Origin of the sequence: Vibrio sp. MACH09 (genome assembly GCF_033238805.1) — a bacterium.
Taxonomy (GTDB): domain Bacteria; phylum Pseudomonadota; class Gammaproteobacteria; order Enterobacterales; family Vibrionaceae; genus Vibrio.
This window is the reverse complement of the sequence record NZ_BSFZ01000001.1, coordinates 2752435-2769381: the sequence shown is the minus strand read 5'-3', so window position 1 is coordinate 2769381 and position 16947 is coordinate 2752435. Positions and strand designations below refer to the sequence as shown.

17 protein-coding genes are annotated in these 16947 nt (G+C 42.8%); 12 read left to right on the top strand and 5 right to left on the bottom strand.

Features of this window, described 5'->3' with window-relative positions; genetic code table 11:
• Positions 1-100: 100 nt before the first annotated feature.
• The 4 genes from cpdA to parC all read left to right on the top strand — a co-directional run bounded on the left by cpdA (position 101) and on the right by parC (position 5881).
• Positions 101-919: a 3',5'-cyclic-AMP phosphodiesterase gene (cpdA, locus tag CHJ_RS12415; RefSeq protein ID WP_317917795.1), complete on the top strand. Its 819-nt coding sequence runs from the start codon at positions 101-103 to the stop codon at positions 917-919.
• A complete protein-coding gene (yqiA, locus tag CHJ_RS12410) occupies positions 919-1500 on the top strand; it encodes an esterase YqiA (RefSeq protein WP_171752637.1) in 582 nt (193 codons plus the stop codon). Before cpdA ends, yqiA begins: the two co-directional genes overlap by 1 nt.
• A gap of 214 nt (positions 1501-1714) precedes the next feature.
• The gene (parE, locus tag CHJ_RS12405; protein ID WP_317917794.1) at positions 1715-3595 is read left to right on the top strand and encodes a DNA topoisomerase IV subunit B; all 1881 of its coding nucleotides are present in this window, start codon (positions 1715-1717) and stop codon (positions 3593-3595) included.
• 3 nt (positions 3596-3598) lie between these two features.
• Positions 3599-5881 (top strand): DNA topoisomerase IV subunit A, encoded by a 2283-nt coding sequence (gene parC / locus CHJ_RS12400; RefSeq protein WP_171752639.1) that lies wholly within the window; start codon positions 3599-3601, stop codon positions 5879-5881.
• Between the two features lie 72 nt (positions 5882-5953).
• Here the strand turns inward: parC and degS are convergent, their stop codons facing one another.
• The 3 genes from degS to zapG form a co-directional block, all read right to left on the bottom strand.
• Positions 5954-7018, bottom strand: coding sequence for an outer membrane-stress sensor serine endopeptidase DegS (gene degS / locus CHJ_RS12395; protein ID WP_317917793.1), 1065 nt, complete (start codon positions 7016-7018; stop codon positions 5954-5956).
• A gap of 148 nt (positions 7019-7166) precedes the next feature.
• Positions 7167-8534 (bottom strand): Do family serine endopeptidase, encoded by a 1368-nt coding sequence (locus tag CHJ_RS12390; RefSeq protein WP_171752641.1) that lies wholly within the window; start codon positions 8532-8534, stop codon positions 7167-7169.
• Between the two features lie 68 nt (positions 8535-8602).
• Positions 8603-9028 carry a Z-ring associated protein ZapG gene (gene zapG, locus CHJ_RS12385; protein ID WP_171752642.1) on the bottom strand — a complete coding sequence of 142 codons (426 nt, stop codon included), beginning with the start codon at positions 9026-9028 and terminating at the stop codon, positions 8603-8605.
• Positions 9029-9199: 171 nt separating this feature from the next.
• Between zapG and zapE the strand changes: the two genes are divergently transcribed.
• The 8 genes from zapE (at position 9200) to sspB (ending at position 15606) form a co-directional block, all read left to right on the top strand.
• Positions 9200-10303, top strand: coding sequence for a cell division protein ZapE (gene zapE / locus CHJ_RS12380; RefSeq protein WP_317917792.1), 1104 nt, complete (start codon positions 9200-9202; stop codon positions 10301-10303).
• Positions 10304-10617: 314 nt separating this feature from the next.
• Positions 10618-11046, top strand: coding sequence for a 50S ribosomal protein L13 (gene rplM, locus CHJ_RS12375; protein ID WP_171752644.1), 429 nt, complete (start codon positions 10618-10620; stop codon positions 11044-11046).
• A gap of 15 nt (positions 11047-11061) precedes the next feature.
• Entirely contained in the window at positions 11062-11454 is a 393-nt protein-coding gene (rpsI, locus tag CHJ_RS12370; protein WP_171752645.1) for a 30S ribosomal protein S9, read from the top strand.
• Positions 11455-11807: 353 nt separating this feature from the next.
• Positions 11808-12401, top strand: coding sequence for a ubiquinol-cytochrome c reductase iron-sulfur subunit (petA, locus tag CHJ_RS12365; RefSeq protein WP_171752646.1), 594 nt, complete (start codon positions 11808-11810; stop codon positions 12399-12401).
• A complete protein-coding gene (locus tag CHJ_RS12360) occupies positions 12401-13666 on the top strand; it encodes a cytochrome b (RefSeq protein WP_171752647.1) in 1266 nt (421 codons plus the stop codon). The genes petA and CHJ_RS12360 overlap by 1 nt, the downstream gene beginning before the upstream one ends.
• Positions 13663-14400, top strand: coding sequence for a cytochrome c1 (locus CHJ_RS12355; protein ID WP_317917791.1), 738 nt, complete (start codon positions 13663-13665; stop codon positions 14398-14400). The genes CHJ_RS12360 and CHJ_RS12355 overlap by 4 nt, the downstream gene beginning before the upstream one ends.
• Positions 14401-14487: 87 nt before the next feature.
• Entirely contained in the window at positions 14488-15123 is a 636-nt protein-coding gene (gene sspA / locus CHJ_RS12350) for a stringent starvation protein SspA (protein ID WP_171752649.1), read from the top strand.
• 3 nt (positions 15124-15126) lie between these two features.
• Entirely contained in the window at positions 15127-15606 is a 480-nt protein-coding gene (gene sspB / locus CHJ_RS12345) for a ClpXP protease specificity-enhancing factor (RefSeq protein ID WP_317917790.1), read from the top strand.
• 45 nt (positions 15607-15651) lie between these two features.
• On the opposite strand, the gene CHJ_RS12340 is transcribed toward sspB, so the two are convergent.
• The gene (locus tag CHJ_RS12340; RefSeq protein WP_317917789.1) at positions 15652-16356 is read right to left on the bottom strand and encodes a BON domain-containing protein; all 705 of its coding nucleotides are present in this window, start codon (positions 16354-16356) and stop codon (positions 15652-15654) included.
• Complete coding sequence (locus CHJ_RS12335; RefSeq protein WP_171752652.1) at positions 16356-16946, bottom strand: phosphoheptose isomerase; 591 nt, start codon at positions 16944-16946, stop codon at positions 16356-16358. The genes CHJ_RS12340 and CHJ_RS12335 overlap by 1 nt, the downstream gene beginning before the upstream one ends.
• Between the last annotated feature and the right edge of the window lies 1 nt (position 16947).

Genomic DNA, 16947 nt, shown 5'->3' with positions numbered 1-16947 from the left:
ATATAGGCGTTATAAAGTAAACGCAAAAACAGCTATCTGTGCCAGTAGCAGTAACTAGAACAGCATTTATAATGATTGAAGGAACATTAGGTTTACTATTTTGAAACTATCAGCAAGCAAAAATAATCACAAAGTACAGCTTTTACAGATTACAGATACTCACCTGTTTTCTGATAAAAACGGCTGCTTATTGAGCGTGAATACTTTTGATAGCTTTCGCGCAGTTGTTGATGAAATTGTGCTTAATAAGCAGAGTTTTGATGCGATACTCGCCACTGGTGATATTTCACAAGATCATAGCGTAGAGTCTTATCAACGCTTTGAACAAGGTATAGAGCCGCTGGAGAAACCTTGCTTTTGGTTACCGGGTAATCATGATTTTAAACCAAGTATGCATAGTGTTATCCCTTCTGAACAAATTCGTTCTGAGAATCATTTCTTTGCTGGTGAGCATTGGCAAGTGATATTGCTAGACAGCCAAGTTGTGGGTGTTCCTCACGGTAGACTAAGTGAAACACAGCTGGAATTTTTGGATAATAAGCTGTCTGAAAACCCTTCTTTATATTCGTTAGTACTTTTGCATCATCATCCTATTCCTGTCGGTAGTGCTTGGTTGGATCAGCATACATTGACAGAAGCGCAGGATCTTTGGGCCATACTGGCGAAGCACAGCAACGTTAAAGCACTTTTAAGCGGGCATGTTCACCAAGACTATGATGAACGCCATAATGGCGTTAGAGTGATTACGACCCCCTCAACTTGTGTTCAATTTAAACCTGATTCTGACGATTTTGCTCTAGATGCGCTTTCTCCCGGTTGGAGAATGCTAAATTTGTTTGATGATGGTCGATTAGAAACCGAGGTTTTTCGACTACAAAACGGTCGCTTCTCTCCTGACTTTACTTCAGGTGGTTATTAATGAAGCCATCCCTGTTACTTTATATTCATGGGTTTAATAGCTCTCCGTTATCGTTGAAAGCGAATGAGATGAAAAGCTATTGTGAGACTCACCGACGTGATATTAAGGTCGTTATCCCACAACTTCCTTGTTTTCCAGAGCAAGCCAGCGAGTTGCTGATAAGCTTGGTCGAAAAGTATCAGGATGAATATCGTATTGGTCTTGTCGGAAGCTCATTGGGCGGTTACCTCTCTACTTGGTTAAATAGCCTTTATGGTTTTAAGGCCGTATTGATAAATCCTGCGGTCAAACCGTATGAGTTGTTAGAAGATTATCTTGGGGAACAAGTTAACCCTTATACCCATGAGCGTTATGTTTTGAAAGCGCAGCATATAGACACGTTAAAAAGCTTAGATGTGGTAGAGCTAAAATCTGCTGAAGATTTTTGGTTGTTGCAGCAAGAAGGGGACGAAGTGCTCGATTATCGTCAAGCGGTGGATAAATTTGCCGATGCGAAGCAAACCGTTGAAAAAGGTGGAGACCACAGTTTTCAAGGATTTGAGCGATTCCCTCAACAAATTGTTAATTTTTTACAGCTTTAAAATGAAAAGCATTGGGGATGGGTCATAAAAATATCCATCCCGTGAGCAACGCGCTTGACAACAGCGGCCTTGTTCCAGACTATGTTCTCCTTGTTTCCCGTGAAATAACGATATTCAGAAAATCTCATTTCTGCTAAATGCGAAACTGACCGAGTTTTAAACATCATATTCTCACGGTAAAGTAACCCTAATTGAAGAAGTATAATTCCGTATTATGACTGAACAATATAATGCTGGAGCCATTGAGGTTCTTAATGGCTTAGAGCCGGTACGTCGCAGACCAGGGATGTATACGGATACCGTACGTCCTAACCACTTAGGCCAAGAAGTTATCGACAACAGTGTCGATGAAGCCTTGGCTGGTCACGCCTCTAAAGTGCAAGTCATCCTTCACGCTGATCAATCATTGGAAGTCGTTGATGATGGACGAGGAATGCCTGTTGATATCCACCCAGAAGAGAAAATCTCCGGTGTGGAATTGATACTTTGTAAGCTCCATGCTGGTGGCAAATTTTCCAATAAAAGCTATCAGTTTTCAGGTGGTTTGCATGGTGTAGGTATCTCCGTAGTTAACGCCTTGTCAAAACGTGTAGAAGTGGTGGTAAGAAGAGATGGCCAAGTTTACAGCATTGCTTTTGAGCATGGCGATAAGGTGTCGGATCTTGAAGTGATCGGTACCTGTGGTCGTCGCAACAAAGGTACCAGTGTTCATTTCTGGCCAGAAGCCAAGTATTTCGACTCAGCTAAGTTTTCTGTTTCGCGCTTAATCAATAATTTGAGAGCAAAAGCTGTTCTATGCCCCGGTTTAGAGATTGTTTTTACCGATAAAGTGAATGGTAATGAACATAAATGGCTTTATGAAGATGGTTTAAAAGACTACTTAGCTGAAGGTGTAAAAGGTTATACCGTACTGCCAGAACAGCCATTTACGGGTGAGTTTAAAGCAGAAACAGAAGCGGCCAACTGGGCCATTATCTGGCAGCCGGAAGGTGGCGAGCTGATTACAGAAAGCTACGTTAACTTGATACCTACTGCTCTTGGTGGCACACATGTAAATGGCTTGAGACAAGGCTTGCTAGATGCCATGCGAGAGTTTTGTGAGTTCCGTAACTTGCTGCCTCGTGGCGTTAAGCTAACAGGGGATGATGTTTTTGACCGCTGTTCTTATGTTTTGTCGATTAAAATGCAAGATCCTCAGTTTGCTGGGCAGACAAAAGAGCGTTTATCGTCTCGTCAATGTGCTGCATTTGTGTCGGGTGTGGTGAAAGATGCCTTTAGCTTGTGGCTAAATGAAAGACCACAAATCGCTGAATTGATGGCTGAGATGTGTATTGCCAATGCTCATCGACGCATGCGAGCCAGTAAGAAAGTGGTGCGTAAGAAAATCGCATCAGGCCCTGCATTACCAGGAAAGCTGACGGATTGTTCAGTACAAGATTTAAACCGAACAGAACTGTTCTTAGTGGAAGGGGATTCGGCGGGCGGCTCAGCGAAACAAGCGAGAGACCGCGAGTTCCAAGCTATTATGCCGCTGCGCGGTAAGATCCTAAATACATGGGAAGTGTCTGCCGATCAGGTGTTAGCGTCTCAGGAAGTGCACAATATCTCGGTTGCGCTGGGTATTGATCCGGATAGTGATGATCTAGAAAGTTTACGTTACGGAAAAGTTTGTATACTCGCGGATGCGGACTCCGATGGTTTGCATATCGCTACGCTTCTTTGCGCCCTATTTGTTAAACACTTTAGAGCTCTGGTTGAGGCGGGACATGTTTATGTCGCTATGCCACCACTATTTAGAATTGATTGTGGAAAAGAAGTTTTCTATGCCCTCGATGAAGAAGAAAAAGAAGGGGTACTGGAACGCTTGAGTAAGAAGAAAGCGAAAATAAATGTTCAGCGATTTAAAGGTTTGGGTGAGATGAACCCACTGCAATTGCGCGAAACTACTATGGATCCTAATACTCGTCGTTTAGTACAACTAACCATTGATGATTGTGAATTGACTAATGAAATGATGGATATGTTGTTAGGTAAGAAACGTGCCGATGATAGACGGACGTGGTTACAAACAAACGGCGATTTAGCAGAGGTTTAATTGATGTCTACAGAAATGTCATTTGATGGTGTTGAACAGCTGCCACTAAGAAAATTTACCGAAGACGCTTACCTTAATTACTCTATGTACGTAATTATGGATAGGGCGTTACCTTATATTGGTGATGGTTTAAAACCGGTTCAGCGCCGTATTATTTACGCTATGTCTGAGCTTGGTCTTTCTGCTGCGGCCAAATATAAGAAATCTGCTCGTACGGTTGGTGATGTTCTGGGTAAGTACCACCCACATGGCGACTCAGCGTGTTATGAAGCCATGGTATTAATGGCTCAACCATTTTCTTATCGCTACCCTCTTGTCGATGGACAAGGTAACTGGGGGGCGCCAGATGATCCTAAGTCATTCGCGGCAATGCGTTATACCGAAGCCAAGCTTTCTAAGTTTGCCGAGGTGCTGCTTGGTGAACTAGGCCAAGGAACGGTTGAATGGCAACCCAACTTTGATGGCACTATGAAAGAGCCACAAATGTTGCCGGCACGTTTACCACATATATTGCTGAATGGTATTACCGGTATTGCCGTTGGTATGGCAACAGACATTCCACCTCATAATATTCGTGAAGTGGCAGAAGCGACCATTCATCTGATTGATCATCCATCGGCTCAACTGCCTGATATTTTGAACTATGTTCAAGGGCCTGATTACCCAACTGAAGCTGAGATAATTTCACCAAAATCAGAACTGGAAAAAATATATAGAACGGGCCGAGGAAGCATTAAAGCCCGTGCGGTATGGCATAAAGAAGGTAATGACATTGTGATTACCGCGCTGCCTCATCAAGTTTCCGGTGCTAAGTTATTGGAACAGATAGCCGCACAAATGCGAGCGAAGAAACTGCCGATGGTTGATGACCTTCGTGATGAATCTGATCACGAAAACCCAACCAGAATTGTCGTAGTTGCCCGTTCAAACCGTGTGGATTGTGAGCAGTTGATGAATCACCTGTTCGCCTCAACGGATCTAGAGAAAAGTTTCAGGGTCAATATCAATATGATTGGCCTAGATAACCGTCCTCAAGTAAAAGGCTTGGTAAAGATTTTATCTGAGTGGATTGAGTTTAGACGTGCAACCGTTCGTCGTCGTGTTCAATATCGTCTAGATAAGATCCTAGCACGGTTACATATTTTAGAAGGTTTGTTGATCGCTTATCTTAACCTAGATGAAGTGATTGAAATTATTCGTACCGAAGATGACCCTAAAGCTGTTTTGATGGAGCGCTTTGGTATCAGTGACATTCAAGCGGATGCTATTTTAGACACCAAACTTCGTAATCTTGCTAAATTAGAAGAGATGAAGATTCGTGGCGAACAGTCAGAATTAGAGAAAGAGCGCAACAAGCTGGAACTGCTGCTAGGTTCTGAGCGTCGCATGAATACATTGCTCAAGAAAGAGATTAAAGCTGATGCGGAAAAATATGGTGATGACCGTCGTTCACCATTGGTTGAGCGAAGTGAAGCCAAAGCACTGACTGAGCGAGATCTGATCCCAAGTGAAGCGATCACCGTGGTTCTTTCCGAAAAAGGTTGGATTCGTCATGCGAAAGGCCATGATGTTGATGCCTCTTCCTTAAACTATAAGTCGGGTGATGGTTATCTTGCTCATGCGTGTGGTAAGAGTAATCAGCAAGCGGTTTTCTTAGGTTCTGATGGACGAAGTTACTCTTTAGAGTCTCACTCTTTACCGTCGGCAAGAAGCCAAGGAGAGCCAATAACAGGCCGCTTAAACATCGCTGAAGGGACGAATGTAAGACAGGTTATTATGGGAGAGGAGACTCAACTGTGGCTTGTTGGCTCCGATGCAGGTTATGGCTTTGTTTGTAAAGGTGGTGACTTACTGTCGAAAAATCGCAGCGGTAAGGCATTAGTGAATTTACCTGAGAACTCCTCAGTTATTACACCTAACCCTATTGCAGACTTAGATAATGACGAGATTTTGGCTATAACAAATCTTGGCCGGATGTTGCTGTTCCCAATCAAAGATCTACCTCAATTGAGTAAAGGTAAAGGTAACAAGATCATTAATATTCCGGCAGCAAAATCTAAGGCCCGGGAAGAGATGGTTTGTCACCTATTGTCCATTCCTCAAGGAGCGTCAGTGACTCTGTTTGCAGGTAAGCGTAAACTTGGGCTTAAACCGGCTGATCTGGATAACTTTAGAGGTGAGCGCGGACGTCGTGGTGGATTGCTGCCAAGAGGGTTACAGCGCGTGACCAGTATTGAAATTGAACAGGCGAGTGTTGCGAGCAAAGAAGAGCCAGAAGATGAGTAAGTACTGAACGGTATTTATTTAACTAGATAATAAAAAATCCCGACCAATGAGTCGGGATTTTTGTAGGCTTTTTTATGGGTTAGGCAGTTCTGCAACGGTAACCGGCAAGGTCATACTTTTTCCATCACGAACAATATCGACGTCCACCGTTGTGCCGGGACGAAGATCGGTGACGGTATCCATGACGCTTTGTCGGCCACTAATTTTATGACCATTTATTTTGATAATAACATCGTTTTTTTGGAATCCGGCTAACGCTGCAGGGCCTTGCTCATCAATACCTAAAACGATAATTGCGCCAATATAGTCGCCACCTAACATTCGTGATGTCATTGCGGTGACGTCTTGTCCATCAACGCCGATATAGCCTCTAATCACTCGTCCATCAGCGATAATCTTGTTCATGATTTTATTTGCTAATGCATAGGGAATCGCAAACGAGATACCGTAAGTTTCTAGATCGGTCGCTTGTTGGAAGGAAGCCGTATTAATGCCGACTAATTGACCTTGTGTGTTGACCAGTGCGCCCCCAGAGTTTCCTTGGTTAATTGCCGCATCTGTTTGAATAAACGCTTGGCGGCCGCCTGCGCTAATGGATGAACGGCTTGTGGCGGAGATAATGCCAAATGTTGTGGTTTGTCCTAAGTTATATGGGTTACCTATGGCCAAAACAACATCACCAACTTTGGCTTTATAGTTAGGATCCAATGGAATGGTCGGTAAGTTGCTTTCTTCTATTCTCAATACAGCAATGTCTGTGCGTTGATCTTTACCAACCAGTTGCCCGCTGGCAATTCTGCCATCCTGAAGGGCGACCGTAATCTCATCTGCTTGAGCAATCACATGAAAGTTAGTAATGATATAGCCTTTATCACTAACAATAACGCCAGAGCCCAGCCCTTGAACTTGAAGGTTTTTTTGCCCTTCAGAGGTGTATTTTCTACTGTAGATATTCACCACAGCAGGTGCTGCAAGCCTTACTGCATTGTTGAATGAGATCTGCAGTTCGCTAATGTTGTTTGCTGTTGGGTTAATATTGTTGGGAAGAATATTTGAGCGTAAAGAGGGGAATGCCAGCAGCACGACTAATGCGGTGAGCAATCCTAAACCAATTGAGCGTAATAAAAAATTCAGCATGTATTCCTCAATGCTGGAGAACAGAAAAGTATCGTTTGGTGTATATAACAGATAAGGATACCATTTTGCTTTTTTTAATACCAATGACAAAAAAGAGCACGTATAAATGAATATATACGTGCTCCTTTTTGTGATCAATGTTTTACAGTTAACGAACAACTAAATAAATGGTTCTGCCATCTCGTTGTACATTTAATGCTAACACGCTCGGCTTATCTTCCAGAATCGCTCTTAACTCGCCAAGATTACGGACGCGCTTACGATTCACTCCAAGAATAATATCGCCACTTTGCAGCTGATACGCTTCTGCGGCAGAGCCTTTTTCTATGTTGGTTACCTTAATACCTTCAGCTTCATCTTCTGAAGTCGTATTGCTGAGCTCTGCTCCTTGTAGGCCATCATGCAGTTTATCTGCTTTGGTTTTGCTGTCACCCGCTTCACCTAACACCACATCAAAGCTCATCGCCTTGCCGTCTCTCACAATACCTATGGCGACTTTCTTGCCTGCACCTAGAGTGGCAATTTTGGCTCTAAGCTCACCAAATGTCGCAATCTCTTTTTTGTTGATGGAAACAATGATGTCTCCAGCGGCTAATCCAGCTTTATCTGCGGCACTATCGGCTACGACTTGGCTAACAAAGGCACCTTTGCTCGCTTCGTAGCCAAGAGCTTCTGCTAGCTCGGAGGTGACTTCACCACCTTGCACGCCTAACATCCCGCGTTTGACTTCTCCAAACTCAACAATTTGTTCCGTTAAGTTTTTCATCATGTTTGATGGAATAGCGAATCCAATTCCTATGTTGCCGCCATTAGGCCCAAGTATGGCGGTGTTAATACCGATTAATTCACCACGTAAGTTGACAAGCGCACCACCGGAGTTACCACTGTTAATGGCGGCATCGGTTTGGATGAAGTTTTCAAAATTCTCTATATTGAGGCCACTTCTGCCTAATGCTGAAACGATACCTGATGTGACTGTCTGTCCTAGACCGAATGGGTTACCAATAGCAACGCTAAAGTCGCCGACGCGAATGGAATCTGAGTCTGCAAGTTTAATCGCGGTTAAGTTTTTGGCTTGCTCAAGTTTTAGTAAGGCGATATCAGACATCTGATCGCCACCTATCAACTCTGCATCATATTCACGACCATCATGAAGCTGTACTTTGATTTTGTCGGCACCATTAATGACGTGGTAGTTCGTGACAATATGTCCTTTGTCAGCATTAATGATTACACCAGAGCCCAAACCTCTAAATGGTCTTTCTTGAGTCTGTTCTGCTGGCATGTCTGGGCCAAAGAAATAGCGAAATGCTTCGGGAATACGTTGTTTTGATACGTGTTTGCCTTCTACCGCAATGCTAACTACGGCGGGTGTAACTTGCTCAAGCATTGGGGCTAAACTTGGAAGTTGTTGACTGTCGACGCTTAGGGGAAGAGCTGCGGTTGCAGGCATCGGCGCTAGTGTTGTACTGAGACTTAGCGCTAATGCAGTGAATGCAAGCATAGGTTTTTTCATCATATGTTCCTCGTTTTACTCATGATGAATATGACTAAAAAACCTATATCTAGTTCAAATTTTTTTACTTATGCTGTTTTTACAACGTCAGGTGCTTTGATGATCTCTTTCTTCTCAGGGGTTAACAACCCAGTCGCGCCATTCGCGTAATCCTTAGGTTGCAGGTTAAGATCTTCCGTTTGTTCTTCTTGTGGCGTGACGATTTTAGAAAACGGCTTATCCTGCTCTGGAAGATTAGGTAATAGCTCCGAAGATGTCTTAGCCAGATGTTGATACAGCTTAGTGTAATCTTTTCCAAGTACATCGAGCATCTCTGCTGTTTGTGAGAAATGATCGGTTAATTCTTGTCGTTGTTGTTCTAATTCAAACTTGGCTGTTTCCAGCTCTTTTTTCATCTGTTGGTGCTTTTTGTACTGAGGGGTTTTAATGCGGGCAATAATAATGCCGAATATTGCGCCTACTAATAAGCCTGATAATCCAAAAATCCAAGGCATAAAAGCTCCTTAATTATAGAGTCGGTTAACATGTTGTTTACCACATGTTTCTTGCGCATGTTACTATGACTGAGCAATCTGATAAAGATATTACGTAACAGATTCGACCAATGTGTTAGTGAAAAAATGTGTTAACGGGAAATGTGTTAGAGGGAACTTGGGTATTTAGTAATGACACCATTAAGAAAGTACGAAAGCGATCTACGTGAATTTAATTTTCAAATCGATACTGCTCAAAAAAATGCAGTAACCGCTTTAGATGCGCTTTATCACGCTTATAAAGCGTATCTGGATGCCCCTGTGGCAAAGCTATCCACCATGCAGAAGCTGCTTGGAAAAAAAGTGGAGCAAGCTACCTTGCCTCAAGGGATTTATATGTGGGGTGGAGTAGGGCGTGGTAAAACCTACTTAATGGATACGTTTTGCGAAACCTTACCGAATAGCCGTGTTATGCGGGTACATTTTCATCGCTTTATGTTTAGAGTGCATGATGAGCTAAAAACCGTTGGCGAAGTTTCAGACCCGTTGGAACATATAGCAGATATATTTACTGCTGAAGCCGACATTATCTGTTTTGATGAGTTTTTTGTTTCAGATATAACGGATGCCATGATACTGGGGACGTTGTTCCAAGCACTATTTCAACGAGGAATTGTACTTGTTGCAACGTCGAATATTCCGCCGAAGGATCTGTATCGAAATGGTTTGCAAAGGGCACGTTTTTTACCTGCGATTGAACTTATAGAGCAGCACTGCCAAGTGATCAATGTTGATGGTGGCGTTGATTATCGTTTAAGAACATTAGAGCAAGCAGAAATTTACCACTCTCCTTTGGATCAATCCGCTACAGAAAACCTGGATAAATACTACTCTCAACTGACTAGTGAGTGCAAAGTCGTTGCTCATTCAATCGAGATCAATCATCGAGATATTGCCATTAACAAAGCGTGTGATGGGGTTTTGTACGCGACGTTTGCTCAGCTCTGTCAAACGGCCCGTAGCCAAAATGACTATATTGAGATCTCTCGCCTGTACCATACGGTACTTTTATCCGATGTGATTCAGATGACAGCGACACAAGATGATGCAGCTCGTCGTTTTATCGCCTTAGTGGATGAGTTTTACGAACGAAATGTTAAGTTGATTATTTCGGCTGAAGTTGCGGTGCAAGAGCTTTATGATCAAGGTGGACTTACGTTTGAGTTTAAGCGTTGTCTGTCTCGCTTGGTTGAAATGCAAAGTCACGAGTATTTGGCTAAAGAGCACCTCGCCTAATTATCGAGAGAAGGGGAGTTAACTTGGTGATGGTTAGCTCTCCTTGGTGACTCTGCCCGGAGACATCTGTCCACTCCTTTATACTCAAGGACTCGATGTGAATTCTTAGAATGAATTATTTATAAATTTCCTTAAAAAATAGATGATTTTTCCCTCACACTTCTCTATAATCCTGCGACCCACCGTTACTGCAGGTCTATTTTTTTAAATATGACCGAGAGTGCCAACACTCGAAGGGGTGATGATATGGGCTCTTAGACAGTGGGAGCGAAAGCTCCTTAAGTGTAAAATTAAATTAACGGGTTATTATTAGCATGAAAACTTTCGTTGCTAAACCAGCTACAGTAAAACGTGACTGGTATGTTGTAGACGCTGAAGGTAAAACTCTTGGCCGTCTAGCAAGTGAAATTGCATCTCGCCTACGTGGCAAACATAAAGCTGAATACACTCCTCACGTTGACACTGGTGATTACATCATCGTTATCAATGCTGAGAAAGTTGCTGTAACAGGTAACAAGGCTAAAGGTAAAGTGTATTACCGTCACTCTGAGTTCCCTGGTGGTCTTAAATCAATTACGTTTGAAAAACTAATTGATAAGAAACCAGAGATGGTTCTTGAGCTTGCTGTTAAAGGTATGTTACCACGTGGTCCTCTAGGCCGTGCAATGTACCGTAAGCTTAAAGTTTACGCTGGTGCTGAGCATAACCATATTGCTCAACAACCAACAGTACTAGACATCTAATCGGGGATTATGACAATGGCAGAGAATCAATACTACGGCACTGGTCGTCGCAAAAGCTCAGCTGCTCGCGTTTTCATTAAACCAGGCAGTGGTAACATCGTAATCAACAAGCGTAGCCTTGATGTTTACTTTGGACGTGAAACTTCTCGTATGGTTGTTCGTCAACCACTTGAGTTAGTTGAAATGTTAGAAAAACTAGACCTATACATCACTGTTAAAGGTGGTGGTATTTCTGGTCAAGCTGGTGCGATCCGCCACGGTATCACTCGCGCTCTTATGGAGTACGATGAAACACTACGCCCTGCTCTACGCGCAGCTGGATACGTTACTCGTGACGCACGTCAAGTAGAACGTAAGAAAGTTGGTCTACGTAAAGCACGTCGTCGCCCACAATTCTCTAAGCGTTAATCTTTTCAAAGATTACGTTTCAGCTTTATTGCTGGATTGTGGAATCAAAAGCTCGGTTTATACCGAGCTTTTTTGTATCTAAATATCAGAACATTTTGTAACAATCCCACCTTTTTTACATATTTATTTGATCAAGCTAATTATTCAGAATCAAAAGATTACTCCGTTTTGGGCGACATTATTTTCATCCTATAAGTGTTTTTGTGAAGCGCTGAACGAATTTTTGTTATAAATGTTAACAAAAGGTGTCTTTTTACTTATTATTCACCGCTAAAAGTAGAATAAAATTAGTTTTGTTAGCCATGCCCTGTGAATAGAAAAAAATAAAGCAGAGCAAATGGGAGATATGTTGGATGAGCAATGCGCCTTTAAACAGTGGACGTAGGCGCTTCTTAACTGCCACAACTGCGGTTGTTGGGGGTTTAGGAGCTGTCGCTGTCGCTGTTCCTTTTATTAAATCTTGGAACCCAAGTGAGAAAGCGAAAGCAGCGGGTGCCCCCGTTGAAGTCGATATCAGTAAGCTAGAAGAAGGTCAAATGGTTCGCGTCGAATGGCGTGGTAAACCTGTTTGGGTCGTTCGTCGAGCTGAATCAATAGTGAATGCGCTGAATGAGATTGATGGTGAACTACGTGATCCGTCATCTTCTGAAGAGCAACAACCCCTTTACGCACAAAATGCGTATCGTTCAATTAAACCAGAGTACTTTGTTGCTGTTGGTATTTGTACCCACCTTGGTTGTTCACCAACCTATTTACCTGACAGTTTTAATGAACAGGTTCAAGGTGTTAAGTCTGGTTTCTTCTGCCCATGTCATGGCTCTAAATTTGATATGGCAGGCCGTGTGTTCCAGGGTGTACCTGCACCTTTGAACTTGGTTATACCAAAACACATGTATTTGAGTGATACAAGAATTGTGATTGGTGTAGATGAAGAGGGAGAAGCCTAATGCAAGCTCTAGCTGAATGGTTTGAAAAACGTCTGCCCATGATGAATGCTTATAAAAAGCATTTATCAGAATACCCAATGCCGAAGAACTTTAACTTTTGGTATTTATTTGGCTCGTTAGCGATGCTAGTACTGGTTAACCAACTGTTGACTGGTGTTTGGTTAACGATGAGCTATGAACCGTCTGGTGATGGCGCATTCGCATCTGTAGAGTACATCATGCGTGATGTAGAGTATGGATGGTTGCTTCGTTACATGCACTCAACAGGCGCGTCAGCGTTCTTTGTTGTGGTGTATCTGCATATGTTCCGTGGCTTTATTTACGGTTCATACCAAAAACCTCGTGAGCTGCTGTGGATCTTTGGTATGTTGATCTTCTTGGTGCTGATGGCTGAAGCGTTTATGGGCTATCTATTACCATGGGGACAAATGTCATACTGGGGAGCGCAGGTAATTATCTCCTTATTTGGTGCCATCCCTGTTATCGGTGATGACCTGACATTATGGATTCGTGGCGACTATGTTATCTCTGGAGCGACACTCAACCGCTTCTTTGCATTACACGTTGTAGCCCTGCCTATTGTGTTGTTGCTTCTTGTGGTTTTACACATATTGGCACTGCATGAAGTCGGATCAAATAACCCTGATGGTATCGAAACCAAGCTGCCAAAAGGTAGCATGGGTGATGATTATGAGCCGCAATTTAAGTTCCATAAATACTACACCAAGAAGTATGACATCATCGATTCTATTCCTTTCCATCCTTATGGAACGGTAAAAGATCTGGTTGGTGTTGCAGGCTTCTTATTCTTGTTCTGTTACGTGTTATTCTTCAATCCAGAAATGGGAGGCTATTTCCTAGAGCCACCAAACTTTGAAGCAGCAAACCCGCTGAAAACACCTGAACATATTGCGCCGGTTTGGTACTTTACGCCATTCTATGCCATCTTACGTGCCGTGCCTGATAAGCTATTAGGTGTTGTCGCTATGGGTGGTGCAATTGTTGTGTTGTTCCTACTTCCTTGGTTGGATCGCTGCAACGTACGTTCATATCGTTATCGTAGCAAGCTTCACTTAATTAACATTGTTCAATTCACCGTGAGCTTTATTGCACTGGGTGTTCTAGGTGCACTGCCAGCAACAGATTTGTATACATGGCTAGCTCGTCTCTTTAGCTTAGGTTATTTCATGTTCTTTGTGCTGTTGTTTATTTACAGCAAATATGAAAAAACAAAACCATTACCAGAGAGGGTGACATTCAAATGAAAAAGTGGATTGTAATACTATTTACTATGTTACCTTCATTGGCATTTGCTGCCGGCGGTAACGTACATTTAGACAGTGCGAATAATGACTTAAGTGATAAAGCATCGTTGCAAAACGGCGCCAAATTATTCATGAACTACTGCTTTGGTTGTCACTCAACCCAGTATCAGCGCTTTCAACGAGTGGCGACGGATCTTGATATTCCGTTGGACCTGATGAAAGAGCACTTGGTGTTTGACCCTGAAGCGAAGATCGGCCAATTAATGGAAAATGCCATTCCAGATGAAGAAGCGGCTAAATGGTTTGGTGCTCCACCGCCTGATTTGACTCTGGTTGCAAGAGTGCGTGGCGCGGATTGGCTGTATATGTATCTACGAACTTTCTATACTGATCCAAGTAAAACATTTGGCGTAAATAACATTGTTTTCCCAAGTGTTGGTATGCCGCATGTTCTTGAAGAGCTGCAAGGTATTCCTACGCCAATTACTGAAGTTCAGGTAGTTGATGGTGTAGAGAAAACGGTTGTTGTTGGTATAGAGACGGATGGCAGTGGTGAGTTAAGTAGCAAAGAGTATGATATGGCAGTTCGTGACTTAGTGAACTTCCTAGAATACTCCGGAGATCCAGTCAAACTAGAGCGTGAAGCACTGGGTTGGTGGGTAATGGCTTTCTTAGTTTTACTCACGATTGTTTTTGTACTGTTGAAGAAAGAGTATTGGCGTGATGTGCATTAAATATGCTATCATTCGGTGCTAATTTGTATGCAATGGAGGCAACTAGCCTCCATTGTTTTTTTGTTTGTAAGTGTACTGGAGGGCTCAATGGCTGTAGCTGCCAATAAACGTTCTGTAATGACTCTTTTTTCAAGTGCCTCTGACTTATACAGTCACCAGGTGCGTATTGTTTTAGCGGAAAAAGGCGTAAGTGTTGAAGTGGAATTGGTTGATGATGCCAATTTGCCTAATGAGTTGATTGAGCTTAATCCTTATAAGTCAGTGCCTACTCTAATTGATCGTGAGCTTGCGTTATACGACTCTAAAATCATTATGGAGTACTTGGATGAGCGTTTCCCGCATCCGCCGCTAATGCCTGTTTACCCTGTTGCTCGTGGTAACAGCCGTTTAATGATTTACCGCATTGAACGTAACTGGTATACCCTTGCGAAAAAAATCGTAGAAGGCTCTGTTGAAGAAGCTGAATCTGCTCGTCAGAAGTTACGCAATGATCTTCTAACTTTAGCTCCTGTATTTGCAGAATACGAATACTTTATGAGTGAAGAGTTTAGCCTTATTGATTGTTACCTAGCTCCGCTATTATGGCGTTTACCGACATTTGGTATTGAGTTGGTTGGACCGGGTTCAAAAGAGCTGAAAATTTACATGAACCGTGTGTTCGAACGTGATTCATTCCTTGCATCTTTAACAGAAGCAGAACGTGAGATGCGTTTGGTTCGTTAAATCATGGAAATGAATGATATGACACCACGTCGTCCCTATTTATTAAGAGCCCATTATGAGTGGTTGGTTGATAATGATTTAACCCCTCATTTGGTGGTTGATGCGGATTTGCCTGGAGTGCGAGTTCCGGATCAGTTTGTTCAAGATGGACAAATTATTCTTAATGTTGCCCCTCGAGCGGTGGGCAATTTTGAAATGGGGAATGAGACGGTTACTTTTAGTGCTCGTTTTGGCGGTCAGCCTCATTCTGTAATTGTTCCTTTATATGCTATTCAAGCTATCTATGCCCGTGAAAATGGTGCTGGTACAATGTTTGAACCTGAAGATGCTTATATGGTGGATTACGAGGAATTGGTGGATGAAGACGCGATTACGCCTGTCACGACATTTGGGTTAACGGTGGCTGATGATACAACTGAAGAAGTATCAGATGAAGCACCACCAAAACCGAAAGGCCGACCTAGCCTTAAAGTAGTCAAATAAAAAAAAGCAGCCAATGGCTGCTTTTTTTATGCTTGGATATCAGGCTTATAGCCCGTCAACTTCTTCTGGCTCGATATAAGGAATAACCTCTTCGGTTGCCTCTGATTTGGTAACAGATTCTGTTGGTGCTGGTTGAGAGCTGTCTGGGCTCTCTTTCTCTTTCTTGTCTGCTTCCCCGTAATAAAAGGCTTTAACTACCTTTTTAACTCCAGAGATATTTCTTGCGACTTCAACCGCTTTCTCTGCGTGATAAGGAGACACAGACCCAACTAAGAAGACTTCACTATCTTCAGTGAATACCGATATCTTAAGGTCTCGAAGTTCAGAGTCTGCGATCAACGCGGATTTAACCTTGGTGGTAATCCAAGTGTCGTTGCTAACATCGGTGATAGAGAGTAACGGTTTTACCTTTAGCTGGTTATAGACAACTTTAACTCCCGATATTTTCCGCACTTCGCTCTCTAATGAATCTTTGTAATCTTGGCTTATGGCTTGTCCCATAAGTAGAGTATTTCCTTTAAAGGTACTTGCGGTGACACGCACATTAGTCTTAAACGGTGCTTTATTACCAAGTGCGTTTATTTGTAAGGAAATATCTTGATCATGCAAAAGCTCAGAGCTGCTTCGTGGATCTGTAACGAAGTAGGCGGCGGTTGCTGCACCAGCGCCTACCACAAGAACACCAGCACAACCTGTTAGGTAGAGTGAGAAAAAAGAGACCAATATAATTTTAAATTTGTTTTTCATCATTACTCCTCGTGCGAGGGAAATAGAACTTGATCAATAAGGTCACACAAGCAGTGCAAGGTGACCATATGGACTTCGTGAATACGTGCTGTTCTTAGAGAAGGGATACGGATTTCTACATCATGTTCACCAAGTAGCCCTGCCATTTCGCCACCATCTTTTCCTGTTAACGCAATAATGGTCATATCTCTGCTTACAGCCGCTTCCATCGCTTTGACAATGTTTTGGCTATTACCACTGGTGGATATGGCGAGAAGTATGTCTCCTTCTTGGCCAAGCGCCCTTACTTGCTTAGAAAAGATTTGTTGATAGTCATAATCGTTTGCTACCGCAGTAAGGGTGGTATTGTCCGCGGTTAATGCCATCGCGGGCAGACTGGGTCTTTCAGTTTCAAAATGATTAAGTAAACAGGAGACAAATTGCTGAGAGTTTGCCGCAGATCCACCATTCCCACAGCAAAGAATTTTGTTGCCATTTAGAAGAGTGGCAACCATCGCTTGTGCTGCGTGAGTAATGGCGTCCGGTAACGCCTCAGCGGCTGCAATTTGGATCTGAATACTTTCAGTAAAACTGGCTTTAATGATGTCTTGCATG

Coding starts and splice junctions, on each gene's coding strand:
- yqiA (WP_171752637.1), top strand. CDS start 919: ATGAAGCCATCCCTGTTACTTTATATTCATGGGTTTAATAGCTCTCCG.
- parE (WP_317917794.1), top strand. CDS start 1,715: ATGACTGAACAATATAATGCTGGAGCCATTGAGGTTCTTAATGGCTTA.
- parC (WP_171752639.1), top strand. CDS start 3,599: ATGTCTACAGAAATGTCATTTGATGGTGTTGAACAGCTGCCACTAAGA.
- degS (WP_317917793.1), bottom strand. CDS start 7,018: ATGCTGAATTTTTTATTACGCTCAATTGGTTTAGGATTGCTCACCGCA.
- CHJ_RS12390 (WP_171752641.1), bottom strand. CDS start 8,534: ATGAAAAAACCTATGCTTGCATTCACTGCATTAGCGCTAAGTCTCAGT.
- zapG (WP_171752642.1), bottom strand. CDS start 9,028: ATGCCTTGGATTTTTGGATTATCAGGCTTATTAGTAGGCGCAATATTC.
- zapE (WP_317917792.1), top strand. CDS start 9,200: ATGACACCATTAAGAAAGTACGAAAGCGATCTACGTGAATTTAATTTT.
- rplM (WP_171752644.1), top strand. CDS start 10,618: ATGAAAACTTTCGTTGCTAAACCAGCTACAGTAAAACGTGACTGGTAT.
- rpsI (WP_171752645.1), top strand. CDS start 11,062: ATGGCAGAGAATCAATACTACGGCACTGGTCGTCGCAAAAGCTCAGCT.
- petA (WP_171752646.1), top strand. CDS start 11,808: ATGAGCAATGCGCCTTTAAACAGTGGACGTAGGCGCTTCTTAACTGCC.
- CHJ_RS12360 (WP_171752647.1), top strand. CDS start 12,401: ATGCAAGCTCTAGCTGAATGGTTTGAAAAACGTCTGCCCATGATGAAT.
- CHJ_RS12355 (WP_317917791.1), top strand. CDS start 13,663: ATGAAAAAGTGGATTGTAATACTATTTACTATGTTACCTTCATTGGCA.
- sspA (WP_171752649.1), top strand. CDS start 14,488: ATGGCTGTAGCTGCCAATAAACGTTCTGTAATGACTCTTTTTTCAAGT.
- sspB (WP_317917790.1), top strand. CDS start 15,127: ATGGAAATGAATGATATGACACCACGTCGTCCCTATTTATTAAGAGCC.
- CHJ_RS12340 (WP_317917789.1), bottom strand. CDS start 16,356: ATGATGAAAAACAAATTTAAAATTATATTGGTCTCTTTTTTCTCACTC.
- CHJ_RS12335 (WP_171752652.1), bottom strand. CDS start 16,946: ATGCAAGACATCATTAAAGCCAGTTTTACTGAAAGTATTCAGATCCAA.